Origin of the sequence: Parasphingorhabdus cellanae, assembly GCF_017498565.1 — a bacterium.
Taxonomy (GTDB): Bacteria; Pseudomonadota; Alphaproteobacteria; order Sphingomonadales; family Sphingomonadaceae; genus Parasphingorhabdus; species Parasphingorhabdus cellanae.
The window spans coordinates 208,080-225,476 of sequence record NZ_CP071794.1; the positions used below are offsets into that span (position 1 = coordinate 208,080).

Genomic DNA, 17,397 nt, shown 5'->3' on the forward strand with positions numbered 1-17,397 from the left:
AGGTCGAAAATATGGCATTAGATATCTTGATCGTTGATGATGAGCCCGACATTCGTGAATTAATATCCGGTGTTTTGGAAGACGATGGCTACGAAACCCGAGTAGCAGGAGATAGTGATTCAGCACTCGCAGCCGTCAAAGAGCGGAAACCGTCTCTCGTATTGCTCGATGTTTGGTTAAGGGGGTCTCGTTTAGATGGGCTTGAGCTTCTGACCGAAATCAAGAAAATCGATGCTAAACTGCCCGTTATTGTGATTTCCGGACATGGAAATATCGATACGGCTGTGGCAGCTATTTCTCAGGGTGCCGTTGATTTTATCGAAAAGCCGTTTGAAGCAGAACATCTTATGCACTTGGTGGCAAGAGCCACCGAGACGGAAAGCTTGCGTCGTGAGAATGAGATACTGAAGGCGCGCGTCGGCTTTGCTGATGAGCTCACCGGCAATAGCGCGGCGGTGAATGCCGTGCGCGCAACTCTCAAACGCGTTGCCGGGACTGGCAGTCGCTTATTGATTTCGGGGCCGGCGGGTGTTGGCAAGGAAGTCGCGGGACGCCTGATGCACAATTGGAGCACACGGGCCAACGCTCCGTTCGTGACCATCAGTGCTGCTCGGCTTTCGCCGGAAAGCGTTGAAGAAGAGTTGTTCGGAACAGAGAAAAGCGGTGTTGTCGAAAAAATCGGACTGCTTGAGGAGGCCCATGGCGGTACATTGTTTATCGACGAGGTAGCCGACATGCCACTGGACACACAGGGTAAGATTCTTCGCGTTTTGACCGAGCAGAGTTTCGTTCGTCTCGGCGGAACCCAGCGGGTCAAGGTAGATGTTCGGGTTGTATCCGCAACGTCGCGGAATCTGGACGAAGAAATCCAGGAAAAACGTTTTCGGGAAGACCTTTTTTATCGGTTGAATGTGGTGCCTGTCGAATTGCCGCCACTCAATCAACGCCGGGAAGATATCCCCACATTGGTAGAACATTACTCAGCCCGTTTTGCCGCTGATCAACGTTTGAATCCACCGGAAATTTCTACAGAAGCCATGGCAGCACTGCAGGCTTGCGATTGGCCGGGTAACGTCCGTCAGTTGCGCAATGTTATCGAACGGACGATCATATTAGCGCCAAAAGATAATTTTAGTAAAATCGAAATCGAGATGTTGCCGCCCGAGATATTGGGCAATGATGATGATCTGGATCAAGGGGTTGCATCTTTGATGGGCTCCCCTCTACGCGAGGCAAGAGAGAGTTTTGAGCGAGAATATCTAAAAGTTCAGATCAGAAGGTTTTCCGGAAATATATCGAAAACCGCCAATTTTATCGGGATGGAGCGCTCTGCTTTACATCGAAAGCTCAAAATTCTGGGGCTTGCAGCGAAAAAGAAGCAAAGCGTCGAATAGCGGGTTTATCTAATTGCTGTTGTAGCATCAGCATCAAATCCATATATGTCTGTAATGCGGCTCCCCCAATTAGTAAGGCCGCATCTTAAACCCCTGTCTGCGGTCATCGAACCGCCAAAAACCGGAAGTCAAAAATGACCGATAAATCAAATAATTTGCAAGACCTCTTCTTAAATTCTCTCCGTAAATCGAAAATGCCCGTAACTATGTTTTTGGTAAAAGGCGTCAAGTTGCAGGGTATTGTCACATGGTTTGACAATTTCTCGGTTTTGCTGCGCCGCGATGGTCAATCACAATTGGTTTATAAGCATGCCATTTCTACGATCATGCCATCACAAAGTCTCGATATGCAGGCATTTTCTGATCTTATGGAACGAGCGAAAGCGAAAAATGGCGTGCTGCAGGAAGTGTTCCTGACGGCTGTACGTGATAGCAACGACCCTGTTACGATGTTTCTCGTTAATGGCGTGATGCTACAGGGCGAAGTGGCAGCTTATGATTTGTTTTGTATATTGCTGGAACGAGAAGGTTTAGCCCAACTGGTCTATAAACACGCAATTTCTACAATTCAGCCTGACGGCGCGATTAATCTGGCTGATTACAACAATACCGATGAAGGCTCCCATTGATTCCATTTGAAAAAAACGAACTGGACGGGAGAAACGATCAAGCGGTCATTGTTCATCCTGACTTGGGAGCGCTGAATCAAAATGCTTTGGAATACCGACTAGAAGAGGCCGTGGGTCTTGCATTGGCAATCGGTCTCGAAGCCACATCTGCGAGGTATTTCACGGTTCGTGCCCCAAAGCCGGGGACATTATTTGGTTCGGGTCAGGTTGGACAGATCAAGACGATATTGGTTCAGGAAGATGCCAATATATTGATTGTCGACGGCACCTTAAGTGCGATCCAACAACGTAATCTTGAGGAAGAACTAAAGGTTAAAGTGATTGATCGCACAGGTCTCATTTTAGAGATTTTTGGCGCTAGAGCAGCGACTGCGGAAGGACGCTTGCAAGTAGAATTAGCTCACCTGGATTATCAAGCTGGGCGCTTGGTCCGCAGCTGGACACACTTGGAGCGCCAGCGTGGTGGTTTCGGTTTTCTGGGCGGTCCAGGTGAAACTCAGATCGAATCTGATCGCCGGATGATCCGTGATCGTATGGCTAAACTGCGTAAGGATCTTTCACACTTAAGAAAGACCCGAACCTTGCATCGTTCCAGACGTCAGAAAGCACCATGGCCTGTAATCGCACTTGTTGGCTATACTAATGCCGGAAAATCGACACTTTTCAATCGCTTGACTGGTGCGGACGTATTCGCTGAAGATCTACTCTTCGCAACTCTGGACCCGACGATGCGCCAGTTTCCTTTGCCAGGCTACGACAAAGCCATAATGTCCGACACTGTAGGTTTTGTGTCTGACCTCCCTACGCAATTGGTTGCGGCCTTTCGTGCAACGCTGGAAGAAGTCACAGCAGCAGACGTAATTATCCACGTCAGAGACATTTCTCATTCTTCTAGTGATGGGCAGGCAAGTGATGTAGAGCAAATCTTACGGGAGTTGGGAGTGGAGTTGCAAGATGGGGAGGGCGCTCCGATCATTGAAGCTTGGAACAAGATCGACCTAATTGACGTGGACGATCCGGACGTTATTCAATTGCCGGAACACATTCCTCATAATGTTTGTTTGATATCAGCCGCCACGGGGCAAGGTATCGACGGACTCATAGAAATGGTGACGGAAAATTTATCTCGGAATCATAATGTTGAGAGGGTTACACTACCGGTATCTGATGGAAAAAGGCTGGCGTGGTTGCATGAGCATGGCCGGGTTCTGGAATCCGAACAGGCCAATGATGATTTGGTGCTAGCTGTACAAATGTCCAGTCGAAATTGGGGTCGCTTTCACGCCCTTTAGAGCGAAGATTTTACCCTTTGCCATTCTTCTTCTAGTTCATCTATCGACATGTCTTTCATATCTTGGCCAACCGATTTTTCGACTTTGTTGAACCGTAGCGAGAACTTTCCAGTGGCATCTACAAGTGCTTGTTCTGCATCAACTCCATAATGCCGTGCGAGGTTAACGGCCGAAAAGAGCAAATCGCCAATTTCCTCGTGAATATCTTCTTGGCTGACAGCCTGTTCCACTTCACCAAGCTCTTCTAACAGTTTTGCTTTAACCGGCGCTTTATCGGGCCAATCAAAACCAACACGTGCGGCTCGTTTTTGTATTTTTTGCGCGCGTGATAGGGCAGGGAGGGCCAATGCCACGCCATCTAAAGCGCTCAAGTTTCCCGTCTTTGCTCGTTCTTCTGCTTTTATCTGTTCCCAGCCGGGAGTTTCCTTAGTCTCACTAAAAATGTGTGGATGTCTGCGGATCATTTTTTCACATATGGCGTTGACCACATCTTCAAACGAGAAATGGCCTTCATCCGATGCTATTTGACTATGAAAGACGACTTGCAGAAGCAGGTCGCCCAATTCATCTTTTAACGCGCCCATGTCTTTGCGCTGGATCGCGTCAGCAACTTCGTAGGCTTCTTCGATTGTGTAAGGAGAAATAGTTTCGAAGGTCTGGACAGTATCCCACTCGCATCCGGTCTCTGGATCGCGTAAGCGCCGCATGACTTCGAGAAGCGGTGTAATCATTATCTTGTTCATCCCTGCATCAATATAGGAAGTACTTCCTATCGCTTATCATCAGCTATGCCAATGCACTGCACTCAGGACGCTTTTTGGCCCGGACAAAGACAAAATTAGGCCGCTTCAGCTTCTTGGTAATCCGTTCCCCATATCTCTAAAATATCCTTCAACTCGGTTATAGAAAAAGGTTTGGCGAGATGGGCCTGCATTCCGGCTTCGAAACAATTCTCTACGTCTTGAGCATAAGCGTTTGCGGTCAATGCAATGATTGGCAACTGGGCTGCAGTGATCCCGTGGCGCCGTATTGCTTTTGTAGCCTTCAATCCATCCATGTTGGGCATCTGAATATCCATTAACACAAGATCAAACGGTCGTTTCTGGGTTTCTGCGGCTCGTGCTTCTGCCACCGCTTCGGCGCCGTCGCTGGCTAACATGAGATCACAGTCCAGTTTTGCTAGCATTTCCCTAAGCAATAACTGGTTCACATCGTGGTCCTCCGCTACCAATATGTTCAGTCTTCTCGTCGAGAATTCTTGCCGTCTGGCTCTGCTATCAATAGAATCGTTGGTGTCATTCGACATAGGATCTTCATATGTTTTGGCAGGCAATATAACGGTAAACTTAGAACCACCATTTAATTTACTGGTCAGTGATATACGGCCTTGCATCAATTCTACCAATTGGCTGCTGATAGTTAGGCCCAGCCCAGTGCCGCCATATTTGCGAGCCGTAGAGTCATCAGCCTGCAAAAAGGGCTCAAAAATTACCTTTTGTCGCTCAGGATCAATTCCGATCCCGGTATCAGAAACAGTAATTGCCATTTCAGCAGGTTGGTCAAAACCGCCAGCTAAGATTTTTGCCGGATGATATTTGACAGCGAGCTTTACATGCCCAACCTCGGTAAACTTAACGGCATTAGCCAATAGGTTGAGCACAACCTGCCTCAATCTCAACCCATCCGTTTTAATTGATGACGGAATTTTGGGATCAACGTCCAGTATAGATTCCAACCCTTTGGTCTCTGCTGTCGGCGAGATTAACTTCATGCAAATTTTCAGAATGTTGGGAACATCAACGGGCTCTTCATTTATTGCGAGTAAGCCTGCATCCACCTTTGAAATATCCAGAATATCGTTCAAGAGGTTCATCATCGCAGCGCCCGAGTCCAATATCATCTGAACATAGCGTTGCTGTTTTTCGCACAGATTACCATCGTCCAGCAATTGAGTAAATCCGATGACACCGTTCATTGGCGTCCGAATTTCGTGACTCATATTTGCGAGAAATTTTGATTTTGCTTCGGTTGCACGTTGAGCTTTTGCCAACGCACCGCGAACTTCCTGCTCTTTAGTGACCAAGGCTTCGGTCTTGATTGCCACCTCATTGCGAACATAGGTTTCCCTCCGAGCGTAAAAAACCATCATGACAACAAACGCAGCAGTTAAAGCGAGGCCACCGATCAATATCAGAATCGGCTCTTGAGTCCGAACACTAGCCTCAAATTCCGGTGTACTTTTCCAAACGACCGTCCAGTTCTGTTCCATCATCGGAAAAGTGCGACTAATCTGATACTCAGATTTTCGGTCCGCAATTTTTTGATTTTTATTGCTCGTGAAAATTAAATCGGACTGCAAAGGGGCCGTGCCGTCATAAACCTGAAGCTCAAAACTCTTGCCTTGGCTAGTAGTAAGATCCTTCATAAAGCGCGCTGCAATGAAGGGTGCATATATCCAACCCTTAAAAGCGGCACGTCTCTGAATAGCGGTCTCGAGAGGTTTCCCCCCTTCATACATCGGTCGCAATAGCAAAAAGCCAGCACTTTTTGTTTTGTCTTGGACCAGGTCAATGTGTTTTGTGATTGTTGCGCGACCGGTGTTGCGCGAATAGTTAGCAGCTTCACGGCGATGATCCTCAAAGGCAATGTCTAGTCCGACAGCTTCCTTATTCGGCTCCAACGGCTCAATATAGGTAATGGACATTATTTCTAACCGGTCGGTCCGAGGATGAACCTCCAAATTCTTTACACCATTTGCTTTGGCAGATTCCAGATAGGCAGCAATATCCTCTTGCAATACTGGAACGATAAAGCCAATCCCATTGATCCCGGGCAGGGTCTCCTCAATATTCAAAACATTTACGAAGGCTTCCCATTTGCTGAGCGGGACTAATTCAGAGGCCGCAAACAATGCGGCTCCGCTATCAAGGCTTTGCCGATAACTATCTAGCCTGCTACGCATAGCATGACGGTTATCTGCGGTCAGAGCCTCGAAGGTAGCTAGGTTACGATCATAGCTAGTAACACTAGTGATTTTCCAAGCCCAGATCGTGATGCCGAGCAAAGCCGCCGACCCTATCAGTGTCAAAATTCCGATAACGGCAATAGTTTGATTTTGCGTGAAATTCTTCATGAAATTGGTCATCAAAGTAACCAAATTACAAAGCGGGCTGTTCTAAGTCAGAATTACCGACTGACGGTCCAATTACGCCAGCAACGCGATCAATCAGTTCTTCAGGATCGAACGGTTTCGTCATATAATCGGATGCACCAGCTCGATAGGCTTCAATCATTTGATTCCGGCCTGTTTGCGCTGTCAACATGATCACTGGAATTGTCGCTGTGAATGCATTTCTTTGCAGTTCGGATAATATTTCGGTGCCGGTCAAGCCGGGCATTAGGTTGTCTAATATGATGATCTCAGGCTTGGTTTGGAGGGTTTGTTCCACGACGCGCCCACCATCATCGACCACGACGACGTTATGCCCCTTATCTTGTAACCGATGGAATATAACCTCCCCGATCAGTGCATCATCATCTGCTATTAAAATCTGTGCCATCCGAAAAATGCCTCTTCGTAACCCCCATAGTCAAAATCACTATTTTCCGATCAAATCGAGATATTGACTAACCAAGTGGAAATAATAACGGGTCGAACAGAACATTATTAATGTTGGAATCATAGAAAAAATGAAAATGGGGCGAAGCCGCATAAAATTGGCTGTATATTGCCAAATATAAAGAGTCTGTTGGCGAAATTTCGGATTTTATGATGTTGCGAAATTAACTTTGTACGGATCAACCGTAATTAGGTTTGACCGCCAAAAAAGGAGAAGCTTTCCTAGATTGCAGAAACAAGAACAAGAGCCCGGGGAATTCGATGTTCTGTGGGTAGGTTCTATTTCAAAATAGGCAGAACATAACTACAAGCTCAGAGGAATAAAAACGTGCCAACAGACCAGCGTGAAAATCAATCCATCAATCATTTAAGAGTGTCCAGAGAGGAAAAATCAAAGGGGCGTTTGCTTCTGGTCGAAGACCATGATGTCAACAGGATATTGATCCAAACGATGACCGAGAGTTTGGGTTATAACACTCAATTAGCTATGGATGGCGCAGAAGCCGTAGCTGTTATCGATGATGCATATTCTACAGACAGTCCAATCGATTTGGTCCTTATGGACGTTCAAATGCCTTTTATGGATGGATATGAAGCTACCCGGATGATCCGAGCTAGTGGAGTATCCGGCGAATCTCTTCCAATCGTGGCGATTACTGCAAATGCTTACAAGGAAGATGTCGATTGTTGTTTTGCGTCCGGTATGCAGGATCATATTGCAAAACCAGTCATGATACCGGAATTGCAAAAGATGTTGTCTAAATGGATCCCGGATCGGGCAGGGGAGGTAGCTGATCAAGCCTCGTTGCCTCCTTCATCTCTGGCCGATAACGACAGTTATATGTCGGAAGACCTTGACGTCCGCTATCTTGCTAGGCGGGATCAAGCCATGTCGAGCCTGGCCAGTCTCGTCAGAATTGGAACCTTCTCAGATCGGGCGCTTAAAGAAACCTGTAATCATTTGCATGATCTTATTGGTACGGCTGCACTGTTCGGAGAAGCAGAGCTTGGTGCCAAGGCGCGGCAGCTTGAAAAGGGAATTATCAGCTGGAAACTGGCTGACCGACCGAAAAAAATCAGAAAAGCTGTGGCCGACATGATGGTCACCGCGCAACATGGAAGGCCCGCGTAATGGCCCGGATTATATATGCAGAAGACGACAACATTATGAGTGAAATCGTCCGGGATACTTTAGCTACAGCAGGGCATGTTGTCGGTGTGGTCGAGGACGGGAAATCAGCGCTGCAAGCTATCAGCATTAAACAGCCGGAACTTATCATCCTTGATTGTTCCATTCCCGAAATGTCAGGTATGGAAGTGTTGCGCGCCATCAGACTACATCGAGACTTCTGTCATACACCAGTGCTTATGTTGACTGCTCGACATAGCCAAAAAGATATGCAACTTGCGGCGTTTGCTGGCGCTGACGCTTATATTAAAAAGCCTTTCGATCCCGAATATTTGATATTTTTAGCGGATTCATTGCTGCAACAGGGACGTTCCGGCGGAAACATGGCGCATTAAATCCTTTATGTACGGCTGACTTCCATCAGGTCGTCAACTCAATATAATTAGTTGATAATATATATTATGTTAAATCATTGACGACGAGCACGCTCGGGCGGCTCTAGGATCATTTCCCTGCCTTCGACACGCCAACTCTTCATTTCAGACAGAAAATTCATTCCGAGCACGTTGGAATCGCCAAATGCTTCTGCAACCACCACTGGCAATTCTAGTGCTGTCATTGGGCCGACGCGCAACGACTGGATGGTTCCACGCTGTGCCTCTACAGTTCCGTTAGCTGTATTCAAATATGTAGGAAAACCACCTTCGTTGATATCGATACTGGCAGCACGGGCCGTTTTCAATGTCATCGCGGTTGTCGTAGCACCGCTATCAATCAAAAACCTTACTGGCATGCCGTTTACTTCTGCATTTGCCCAATAGTGACCATCAGGTGATTGACGTATCTTAAGCGTGTCACCGACAACTTGCTGTTCATTTGTGCCGGTCAATTCTCCGGTGACTTTGTGCCAAATCCCAACGATTTCGTGTTGATAAGAAAATGCGACTATAAAGATCGCAAATATGGCGACCCAGCTCAAAACGGACCGGACAATTTCGCCCAAGCCAATGCGCCTGGAAAATAGTGCACTCGCAACGAGAACCAGCGCACCGATGGCAAATACAAGATTGATGTTCTGATCTTCGGTCAATTCTATATCTCTATCACGAGTCCATCGTAGGCTGGTTGAATATCTTTCGGTAATATAGCGCAAAGCCGGTTATAATCCATCGACTTGTCCATATGCGTAAGTAGGCTTAATCTTGGCTTTACAGAGTCTATAAAATCGCGTGTCATGTTTAAATGGGCATGGGTTGGATGCGGCTTTTCACGTAACGCATCGACTACAAATATATCACTGCCTCTGAACATTTTTCGCATGTCTTCAGTCACTTCTCCGAAGTCAGTCGCGTAGGAAATAGATTTTTCATTATGCTCGAAACGCAATCCTGCAGAGGTAATGCCGCCATGAGGTTGATCAACGGTTTTAACAACGATATCACCAATTTCTGTCTTGGTTTCGAGCAAGCGGCCGTCGCATATAGAGGGATAATATTTATGACCTTCAAAAGCATAGGCAAAGCGCTGTTTAAGACTTTCTAGGGCAAATGAGCGAGCATAGGCCGGGATAGGCTCTCGTTTCTGCTGAAACACTTGCCGTAAGTCATCGATACCGTGACAATGATCGGCATGATCATGTGTCCAGATAACATGATCTATAGCATCAATATCACAAGCTAGAAATTGGGCGCGTAAGTCCGGCGATGTGTCAACCAAGATACGAGTGGTAGGACTTTCCACGATAATGGATACTCTGGTCCGCCGGTTTTTCGGTTCATTTGGATCACAATCACCCCAATCATTGCCGATCCGCGGGACGCCTGAAGATGTTCCACAACCCAGAATGATGAGTTTCAATGACAATGTTAAGGATGTGCTTTGTTGAACAACCGATAGAAGTTCTGTGCGGTTGTCTCGCAAAGTTCCGAATAATTTTCGCCACGTAGTTCGGCGAGATACTTTGCCGTGTCGGCCACATAAGCAGGTTCACCGGTTTTACCGCGATGAGGTACTGGGGCGAGAAACGGTGCATCTGTTTCTACCAACAGGCGATCTATTGGCAGTTTCGTAGCGGTAGCTTGAAGATCCTTAGCATTTTTAAAAGTTACGATACCAGATATCGAAATATAAAGACCTAGATTCAATGCTTTATGGGCAAAATCTTCACTGGCAGTAAAGCAGTGAATGACGCCGGTATAAGCACCCTGCTCCATTTCTTCTGTCATGATCGCCGCTGTATCATCCTCCGCATCCCGGGTATGTACGATGATTGGTAAGCCGGTTTCTCGTGCAGCATGGATATGCGTTCGAAAGCTCTGTCTTTGACGGTCGCGGTCGCTATGGTCATAATAGTAATCGAGGCCAGTTTCCCCAATAGCAACAACGCGTTGGTGCTGCGCTTCTTTGACAAGCTTCGCTAAATCAATATCGGGATGAGCATCCGCTTCATGAGGATGGATACCAATGCTTGACCAGACATCGCTCTCGCGTTCTGCAGTCGCAACAATGTCACGCCACTCACTTTCACGGGTTGAAATGTTGAGCATGGCCGTTACACCGCTCTCACGCGCACGATCGAGCACGGCACCCTGCTCTTCTATCAGACCTTTATAATTTAGGTGACAGTGGCTATCGACGAGCATCCGTGACTATCCCTTCCCTTCCGAAGCTGGCATTTCCAGACGCGGAAACACTCCGCTCGGAACCGGAAGTGTCAATCCCGGTTCGATCACATTGTCCATGTGGGCAAAAGACCTCTTGTCAGTATCTTGCGCTAGCAAGTCTAGCATTTTGTCGCAGCTTTGAGGAATAACCCATCGTAACATAATAGCAAGTTGGCGAATGGATTCAGCGGTATAGTAAAGCACGGTGTCAGCACGTGCTGGATCAGTTTTGCGCAAAGCCCAAGGAGCCTGGTCGGCAAAATATTGGTTGGTCGCGCTGAGCCTTTCTCGGAGAAGGTCTATTGCTGAGTGGATTGGGTAGTCGCCATTTTCCATCAACGCTTTCATATTTGTGAAACAGGATCCTAAGTCTCTGATAAGCTGCTCTTCTGCCGCCGTCTCTGGCCCAGCTGAAGGAATTTTTTCTTCACAATTTTTGGCGATCATTGATAAGCTGCGCTGCGCTAGATTCCCAAAATTATTGGCAAGATCGGCATTGGTCTTTGTGACGATCATCTCGGCAGAATAGCTGCCGTCTTTTCCGAATATAACCTCGGATAAAAGGAAATAACGCAACTGGTCGACGCCAAAAGTATCAGCAAGCGCGACAGGATCGACCACGTTGCCAACCGATTTAGACATTTTCTCGCCCCGATTGAGCACAAAGCCATGCCCAAATACCTGTTTAGGCAAAGGTAAATCTGCGCTCATCAAAAAAGCCGGCCAATAGACTGTATGGAACCGCACAATATCCTTCCCGATGATATGGGTAACATCGCTGCCTTCAGACCAGAATTTGGGATAAAGACCCGTTTCCTGAGGATAACCCAGCCCTGTAAGATAGTTGGTCAGTGCGTCAATCCAGACATACATGACATGATTTTCACTGCCGGGTACTTTTACACCCCAATCGAAGCTAGTACGAGAAATTGATAGGTCTTTAAGGCCGCCCTCGACAAATTTGATCATCTCATTCCGGCGGCTATCCGGTTTTAGAAATTCTGGATTATCGTTGAAAAGTTTGAGCAAAGGTTTCTGATATTTGGACAGTCTGAAAAACCAGCTTTCCTCTACTGTCCATTCCACAGGTGTACCTTGAGGAGACAGCTTTTCTTGCGATCCCCCCTCGCCTTCAGCCTCAATTAGTTCGCTTTCGTCATAATAGGCTTCGTCGCGAACAGAGTACCAGCCTTCATATTTGTCGAGATAGAGGTCACCTTTGTCGGCCATAGCCTGCCAAATAGACTGGCTTGCTTTGTGATGATCGATTTCTGTCGTGCGAATAAACCTGTCATATGAAATATTAAGTTTATTGCACATCACAATGAATTGATTGGCCATTTCATCCGCCAACTCCTGCGGTGCGATTTGCTTAGCAGCGGCTGCCTGCGCCATTTTCAAGCCATGTTCATCAGTGCCCGTCTGGAATCGCACATCGCGGCCCGAAAGACGCTGAAATCGGGCAATCGCATCTGTAGCAATGGCCTCATAAGCATGTCCGATATGCGGTGGGCCATTGGGATAGCTGATGGCGGTAGTGATATAAAAAGGCTTGGACATGAATTGCTTTCTCGAATCCCGGCAAAAACGGCCGCATATCGCTCCTCTTTATGCGCGCATGTCGGGTTCGGCAAGCGCTCCCATCAAGCTACCCAGACGAAATATAACGGCCTGATTATCAAGTGCTTTTGGTATAGCCATTGCGGCCAAGTTGCTCGCCTCGCGCCAGGTGTCTATGGCTTTGCCGGAAAGCGTATCAGAGGAATTGATCCCTTCGGCCTTGATATGTTGCGCTATCAAACTGGGAGCGCGGGATAGAAACGCATGATATCGTGGGGTTGCAGCTTTCAGCGATAATTTGCGCGCTAAGTCGTTCTTAATTTGATTATCCTTGTCTCCCGTTCGCATGATATCACGAGCAAAGCTTTCCAGCTCAGCTAGACCAGCATCGATATATTGAAGAGACTTTCCAGGAGCGCCCTCGCCAGCTGCGATCAAGGCATTAAGTTCTGGTTGGTCCAATTTCGGAGCCAAGGCCGATAGAGCTTGTCGCATTTGGTCATCGTCGAGCGGATCGAACCGTAATATCTGACAACGTGACCTGATCGTTGGAAGCAAGCGCTCAGGTGTATGGCTAACCAACAGAAATACAGTATCTTTCGGTGGTTCTTCAAGATTTTTGAGCAATGCATTAGCGCCGCCACGTTCAAGATCATCTATCGCGTCGATGATGACTACACGGTAGCGCGAAATCGAGGCTTGAGTAGCAAAAAGCGATTGTAGGTTTCGAATCTGAGCAATCGAGATGTTACGCTTCAGTTCATGTTCTTCGAGCGATTCTAATCCCTCTTCGCGTGCTTTCTTCTCTTCCTTATCTGTTTTACCGCCGCGTTGAACGAGCCTAAAATCCGGATGAGAACCAGCAGCTAACAGTTGGGCGCTTTGACTCATATTATCAAGATTGAAGTCTTTGCCGTTAGCTGTGGAATCTGAGTCCAATAAGAACTGAGCGGCTTGTTTGGCAAAACCCGCTTTTCCAATCCCTTTTGATCCCGCCAAGATCCAGGCGTGATGTAGTGTTCCTTTGTCAAAAGACTGGCGGAATATGCGCAGTGCTTTGTCATGGCCTAAAAATGACGTCATGCCGTCAATCTAGCAGATCGCTCAGATCATGCAGCAAATTTGCCGTAATATCTTCTTGTGATTCTGCGGCATCAATCAATTTGATGCGACCGGGCTCATCTTTTGCATATTCGCGAAATTTGGACATTACCGAATGATGATAGTCGCTATCACGTCCGCCAATTCGGTCGCTATCACCGCGATCACGAGCATCAGCGCGGCGTGCAGCCACTTCCTCGGGCAAATCAAGGATGAAAGTGCGATGAGGCATCAGGCCGCAACTGCCCACTCTATGTAACGCCATAATATCTTCATCGTTCAATTGACCGCTAACGCTTTGATAGGCGCGGCTACTGTCGATGAACCGATCACTGATAATCCACTCATCTTTCTCAAGGGCGGGCTCTATCAACGATTGGCAGTGTTCGGCCCGCGCTGCAGCAAATAGCAACGCTTCGGTCCGCATGTTCCATTTGTCCTCTTGGCCGGTCAGTAAAAGGTTTCGGATTATTTCTGCGCCTGGCGTTCCACCGGGTTCGCGGGTGAGATGGACCGTGATACCCTTGCTTTCAATCGCCTTGGCCAAGGCTTTCGCCTGCGTGGACTTACCAGTCCCCTCGCCGCCTTCCAGACTTATGAAGCGTCCAGCCATGTTTTTATCCCATACCAAGCAATGACTTTAATCCAGCCCAGACACGCCCGAAAAATCCCGCCTCATCAATCGCTTCCGCCGCAACTAGCGGCATAGATTGCGTGCCTGATTCTCCGGTCGAAACGATCAAGGTTGCAATTTGTTGACCTTTTTGAATCGGCGCTTTGATTGGCCCATTGTAGCGCACTTTCATAGACAACTTGCCGTCGGAGCCTTTCGGTACGGTCGCAAACAAATCCTTTGGAGCGACTAAATCAACTAAGGAAGAGTCGCCTAATTGGACTTCAGCGCTTTGGACTTTTGCTCCTTCTTTGAAAAGGGCTTTTGGTTCCCAGGCGTTAAACCCCCAGTTCATGAATTTGACTGACTCGTTGCTTCGCCCACTATAGCTATCAAGACCAGCTAAAACAGAGACAATGCGTCGTCCCTTCTGTTCTGCGGAGCCGGTAAAACCAAATCCAGCTTCTTCCGTATGGCCGGTTTTTAACCCGTCTGCCCCGGGAATTTTACCAAGCAAAGGATTGCGATTGGGCTGCGTGATCGGGGCGCCGCTATTGGTTTTGCCCCAAGTGAACTCAGTTAAACCAAAGAAATCTTTGTAAAGTTTTGGGAAATCGTCGGGAAGACGCGCCCCAAGAGTCCCAAGATCCCGCGCCGTCACCATGGTTTTGCCTTCGTCAGGCCATCCGGTGCTATTGCCAAATCGGCTATTCTTCATCCCGATGCGTTTTGCGGTCTTGGTCATCATATCCGCAAAATTTTCCTCGGTTCCTCCAATGACTTCGGCCAGGACCACGCTAGCATCATTGCCGGACAGCGTGATGACACCGTGAAGCAAATCTTTTACGGTTGGATTGTCATTCACGCCAAGAAACATGGTAGAGCCCTGCCCCTGCCACTTTTGCCAAGTCGCGCGCTGGATATCGACTTTCTGATCGAGCTTCAATTTGCCTTTTTCGATTTGGTCGAACGCGACATACACGGTCATCATTTTGGCCATGGACGCAGGCGGAATCGGTTTGTCTGCATCTTTTTCAAATAAAATAGCACCGGATGACAGGTCCGTCATATAGGCGATCGGGGCATCCGTCTCATATTTGGGTGCCGCCATGACAGCAGAAGAAATGGCGATAAGCGGCAGTGAAGCCAATAAAATCTTGTTCATCAATATCCCGGTTTCAAATCAGATATGGCATCCGCGCGCGACTAATTTGCGCGCAAGATTCTTGCATCACTATAGCCGCGCTTTTGCGTCTGCGCGAGTCCCACTTTCGCATCATTTTCGTTAGCATAGGGCCCGTACCGAACCCTCCAAATAGTACGTGTGCGATCAGACACGACTTTGGCACCGATTTTCCGTGCCATCACATCGGCCCGGCTTTTATTTGAGAAGGCGGCGACCTGCACGATATATCCCGATGATGGAGCGGGCGCACTGGCAATGGATGCCTTCTTTGGCGAAACTGGTTGGCGTTCTGCTCGTTCGACAATGAACTTCCCGTCTCGATCTTCTGATGATATCGGCTCGCTGCGAGATACTGAAACGTAAGATGCTCCAACTCCACTGTCGTTGATCGGTGAAGTAGCCATCGAGGTGGATGCTTGCTGCACTGGTGCTTTCGCTTTCGGCAGTTTCGCAAGATTTTTTCGAAGGATGGAAAGTAAAGAATCTGGAGTATCAATACGTTGGGTCGCGGCACCGCCGTTACGTAGCACGGATCGCTCCTGTTCGTTGGGATTGACCTTTCGGACGCGCACGCCGGCAACGCCTTGACGATCAATGCCGAGCTGCTTGGCTGCACCATGCGATAAGTCGATCAAACGATCATTCGCAAAAGGTCCGCGGTCATTTATCCGAACCAGGATTGTTCGTCCGGTATCGAGGGCCGTAACTTCAACATAAGTAGGCAGAGGCAGCGTTTTATGGGCTGCGCTTATACCATCCGGATTGAAAAGCTCACCATTTGCGGTTGAATTTCCAGAGAGTTCTTGACCGTACCAGCTGGCATAACCGACTTCATCATAGCTAGCGACATCTTCCGGCGTATATGTCCGGCCACCTATTTTATAGGGGCTCCCGACCTTTATCGGAAAATCTGATATTCCAGCATTTTTGGACGTGGAGGACTTTTGCGGGATGCGTTTTTCAGCATTGTCATTGATTCCGTCAATAGTCCCGCAACTTGTCAGAAGAGCCGTACATAAGCCCGCTTGAAACAGTTTAACTGCGAATTTCATCTGCCAATAACCCCACGGATAACGCATAAAAGTTGGAACAATTATAGTCTAATATCACACGGTAATTGCCGGTAAGTAAATATGCGGTCTTTCCTGGACCATCTGGTTCAAGCAACGTGGCCATTGTTTCGTCGCTAAGCCGACGCCCGGTTGCGGGAGCGACGCCCAGAGCTCTCCATTCTGCCATGTTTTTCCATTGGCTGTGCCGCTCGTGAACCCGGGGGCACCTCACGGCTTTCGTTTTATTCTCAATTGCTGACCGGTTAAGTGATGCCGGAACCCGAACGGCAATTCCCCATGGCTCGCCTTTTCTCCAACCAGCATTGACGAAATAATTGGCGATTGAAGCAACCGCATCATATTCACTGTTCCATATATCAGCATAGCCATCGCCACTGCCATCTTTGGCTAGCTTGAGATATACGGATGGAAGGAATTGTGGTTTGCCCATCGCCCCTGCCCAGCTACCCTTCATCGCAGATTGCGGAACCCCCTCATCAATCATCTTCAGAACTGCTAGGAACTCAGCCTCGAATAAAGCGCGTCGCCGACCTTCATAGGCCAATGTTGCGAGTGCTCTGGGAATATCAAAATTGCCAGTAATCCGACCGTAATTGGTCTCGTGCCCATAAATAGCCATGATCATTGGGCCCGGAACACCGGTTTCGCGCTCTACCTCAGCAAGTTTTGAAATGAGCTGCCGATATTTCGCCTTGCCTCCATTGATTCGCGCGGCGTCGACGTGACGCCGCTTATATGGCGCAAAGGGAGGAATAGCACTATTGGGCCGACCACCGGGTTGTGCTTGGTCTAATTGAATGACACGGGGATTATACGAAAGGCTGGGTAAAACTCTATCCAAAGTCTTTTGGCTTACCCCTTGCTGTAGAGCCTTTTGACCGACGTCTTGCATATAATTATCAAACCCAGTGGCTGACTGGGCGGTCGCACTATTGTTACCAGGACTGGACGGTATCGTTAGAAATGCAAGTGCGCTAAAAGCAATCGCAGAGGTAAAACGCATGAAAAACTTCCCTTCTTCAATATGTTGTCGCACAAACTTGGTTTCAGGGGAATCCCTAAATATCGCAGATCAGAAACCAGTTAACTGATAAGTAGTCGGATGAGGCCTTGTAACACAGCTTTTTAAGTTCGTTCA

At 47.9% G+C, this 17,397-nt stretch carries 16 protein-coding genes and 1 pseudogene; 5 read left to right on the top strand and 12 right to left on the bottom strand.

Features of this window, described 5'->3' with window-relative positions:
- Positions 1–11 precede the first annotated feature (11 nt).
- From ntrX to hflX, 3 genes and pseudogenes are all read left to right on the top strand, one after another.
- Positions 12–1,394: a nitrogen assimilation response regulator NtrX gene (gene ntrX / locus J4G78_RS01000; protein WP_207988038.1), complete on the top strand. Its 1,383-nt coding sequence runs from the start codon at positions 12–14 to the stop codon at positions 1,392–1,394.
- Positions 1,395–1,504: 110 nt separating this feature from the next.
- Positions 1,505–2,023 (top strand): annotated as a pseudogene (gene hfq / locus J4G78_RS01005) (RNA chaperone Hfq); the annotation flags it as partial.
- A complete protein-coding gene (hflX, locus tag J4G78_RS01010; RefSeq protein ID WP_207988040.1) occupies positions 2,020–3,315 on the top strand; it encodes a GTPase HflX in 1,296 nt (431 codons plus the stop codon). The pseudogene hfq and the gene hflX, both read left to right, overlap by 4 nt.
- Here the strand turns inward: hflX and mazG are convergent.
- From mazG to J4G78_RS01025, 3 genes are all read right to left on the bottom strand, one after another.
- Positions 3,312–4,046: a nucleoside triphosphate pyrophosphohydrolase gene (gene mazG / locus J4G78_RS01015; RefSeq protein WP_207988041.1), complete on the bottom strand. Its 735-nt coding sequence runs from the start codon at positions 4,044–4,046 to the stop codon at positions 3,312–3,314. The genes hflX and mazG overlap by 4 nt on opposite strands.
- Positions 4,047–4,153: 107 nt before the next feature.
- Positions 4,154–6,460, bottom strand: coding sequence for a CHASE domain-containing hybrid sensor histidine kinase/response regulator family protein (locus J4G78_RS01020; protein WP_207988042.1), 2,307 nt, complete (start codon positions 6,458–6,460; stop codon positions 4,154–4,156).
- Positions 6,461–6,473: 13 nt separating this feature from the next.
- A complete protein-coding gene (locus J4G78_RS01025; protein ID WP_207988043.1) occupies positions 6,474–6,875 on the bottom strand; it encodes a response regulator in 402 nt (133 codons plus the stop codon).
- Positions 6,876–7,262: 387 nt separating this feature from the next.
- On the opposite strand from J4G78_RS01025, the gene J4G78_RS01030 reads away from it, so the two are divergent.
- Both J4G78_RS01030 and J4G78_RS01035 read left to right on the top strand, forming a co-directional pair.
- The gene (locus J4G78_RS01030; protein WP_207988044.1) at positions 7,263–8,066 is read left to right on the top strand and encodes a response regulator; all 804 of its coding nucleotides are present in this window, start codon (positions 7,263–7,265) and stop codon (positions 8,064–8,066) included.
- The gene (locus tag J4G78_RS01035; protein ID WP_207988045.1) at positions 8,066–8,458 is read left to right on the top strand and encodes a response regulator transcription factor; all 393 of its coding nucleotides are present in this window, start codon (positions 8,066–8,068) and stop codon (positions 8,456–8,458) included. The genes J4G78_RS01030 and J4G78_RS01035 overlap by 1 nt, the downstream gene beginning before the upstream one ends.
- Before the next feature lie 74 nt (positions 8,459–8,532).
- Here the strand turns inward: J4G78_RS01035 and J4G78_RS01040 are convergent, their stop codons facing one another.
- From J4G78_RS01040 to J4G78_RS01080, 9 genes are read right to left on the bottom strand one after another with little or no spacing between them, the layout of a single operon-like run.
- Positions 8,533–9,153 carry a retropepsin-like aspartic protease family protein gene (locus J4G78_RS01040; protein ID WP_207988046.1) on the bottom strand — a complete coding sequence of 207 codons (621 nt, stop codon included), beginning with the start codon at positions 9,151–9,153 and terminating at the stop codon, positions 8,533–8,535.
- Between the two features lie 2 nt (positions 9,154–9,155).
- Positions 9,156–9,926, bottom strand: coding sequence for an MBL fold metallo-hydrolase (locus J4G78_RS01045; protein WP_207988047.1), 771 nt, complete (start codon positions 9,924–9,926; stop codon positions 9,156–9,158).
- A 2-nt stretch (positions 9,927–9,928) separates the two neighbouring features.
- Positions 9,929–10,705, bottom strand: coding sequence for a TatD family hydrolase (locus J4G78_RS01050; RefSeq protein ID WP_207988048.1), 777 nt, complete (start codon positions 10,703–10,705; stop codon positions 9,929–9,931).
- A gap of 6 nt (positions 10,706–10,711) precedes the next feature.
- A complete protein-coding gene (gene metG / locus J4G78_RS01055; protein ID WP_207988049.1) occupies positions 10,712–12,286 on the bottom strand; it encodes a methionine--tRNA ligase in 1,575 nt (524 codons plus the stop codon).
- A 48-nt stretch (positions 12,287–12,334) separates the two neighbouring features.
- On the bottom strand, positions 12,335–13,369 hold the full coding sequence (locus J4G78_RS01060; RefSeq protein ID WP_207988050.1) for a DNA polymerase III delta subunit-related protein: 1,035 nt from the start codon (positions 13,367–13,369) through the stop codon (positions 12,335–12,337).
- A gap of 4 nt (positions 13,370–13,373) precedes the next feature.
- On the bottom strand, positions 13,374–14,000 hold the full coding sequence (tmk, locus tag J4G78_RS01065; RefSeq protein ID WP_207988051.1) for a dTMP kinase: 627 nt from the start codon (positions 13,998–14,000) through the stop codon (positions 13,374–13,376).
- A 4-nt stretch (positions 14,001–14,004) separates the two neighbouring features.
- Positions 14,005–15,165 (bottom strand): D-alanyl-D-alanine carboxypeptidase family protein, encoded by a 1,161-nt coding sequence (locus tag J4G78_RS01070; RefSeq protein WP_207988052.1) that lies wholly within the window; start codon positions 15,163–15,165, stop codon positions 14,005–14,007.
- 41 nt (positions 15,166–15,206) lie between these two features.
- Entirely contained in the window at positions 15,207–16,238 is a 1,032-nt protein-coding gene (locus J4G78_RS01075) for a septal ring lytic transglycosylase RlpA family protein (RefSeq protein WP_207988053.1), read from the bottom strand.
- A complete protein-coding gene (locus J4G78_RS01080; protein ID WP_207988054.1) occupies positions 16,222–17,262 on the bottom strand; it encodes a lytic murein transglycosylase in 1,041 nt (346 codons plus the stop codon). Before J4G78_RS01080 ends, J4G78_RS01075 begins: the two co-directional genes overlap by 17 nt.
- Positions 17,263–17,397: the final 135 nt, after the last annotated feature.

What these genes read in the sequence shown, in the direction of transcription:
- ntrX (WP_207988038.1), top strand. Translation starts at nt 12, where the DNA reads ATGGCATTAGATATCTTGATCGTTGATGATGAGCCCGACATTCGTGAA.
- mazG (WP_207988041.1), bottom strand. Translation starts at nt 4,046, where the DNA reads ATGATTACACCGCTTCTCGAAGTCATGCGGCGCTTACGCGATCCAGAG.
- J4G78_RS01020 (WP_207988042.1), bottom strand. Translation starts at nt 6,460, where the DNA reads ATGACCAATTTCATGAAGAATTTCACGCAAAATCAAACTATTGCCGTT.
- J4G78_RS01025 (WP_207988043.1), bottom strand. Translation starts at nt 6,875, where the DNA reads ATGGCACAGATTTTAATAGCAGATGATGATGCACTGATCGGGGAGGTT.
- J4G78_RS01035 (WP_207988045.1), top strand. Translation starts at nt 8,066, where the DNA reads ATGGCCCGGATTATATATGCAGAAGACGACAACATTATGAGTGAAATC.
- J4G78_RS01050 (WP_207988048.1), bottom strand. Translation starts at nt 10,705, where the DNA reads ATGCTCGTCGATAGCCACTGTCACCTAAATTATAAAGGTCTGATAGAA.
- metG (WP_207988049.1), bottom strand. Translation starts at nt 12,286, where the DNA reads ATGTCCAAGCCTTTTTATATCACTACCGCCATCAGCTATCCCAATGGC.
- J4G78_RS01060 (WP_207988050.1), bottom strand. Translation starts at nt 13,369, where the DNA reads ATGACGTCATTTTTAGGCCATGACAAAGCACTGCGCATATTCCGCCAG.
- tmk (WP_207988051.1), bottom strand. Translation starts at nt 14,000, where the DNA reads ATGGCTGGACGCTTCATAAGTCTGGAAGGCGGCGAGGGGACTGGTAAG.
- J4G78_RS01070 (WP_207988052.1), bottom strand. Translation starts at nt 15,165, where the DNA reads ATGAACAAGATTTTATTGGCTTCACTGCCGCTTATCGCCATTTCTTCT.
- J4G78_RS01075 (WP_207988053.1), bottom strand. Translation starts at nt 16,238, where the DNA reads ATGAAATTCGCAGTTAAACTGTTTCAAGCGGGCTTATGTACGGCTCTT.
- J4G78_RS01080 (WP_207988054.1), bottom strand. Translation starts at nt 17,262, where the DNA reads ATGCGTTTTACCTCTGCGATTGCTTTTAGCGCACTTGCATTTCTAACG.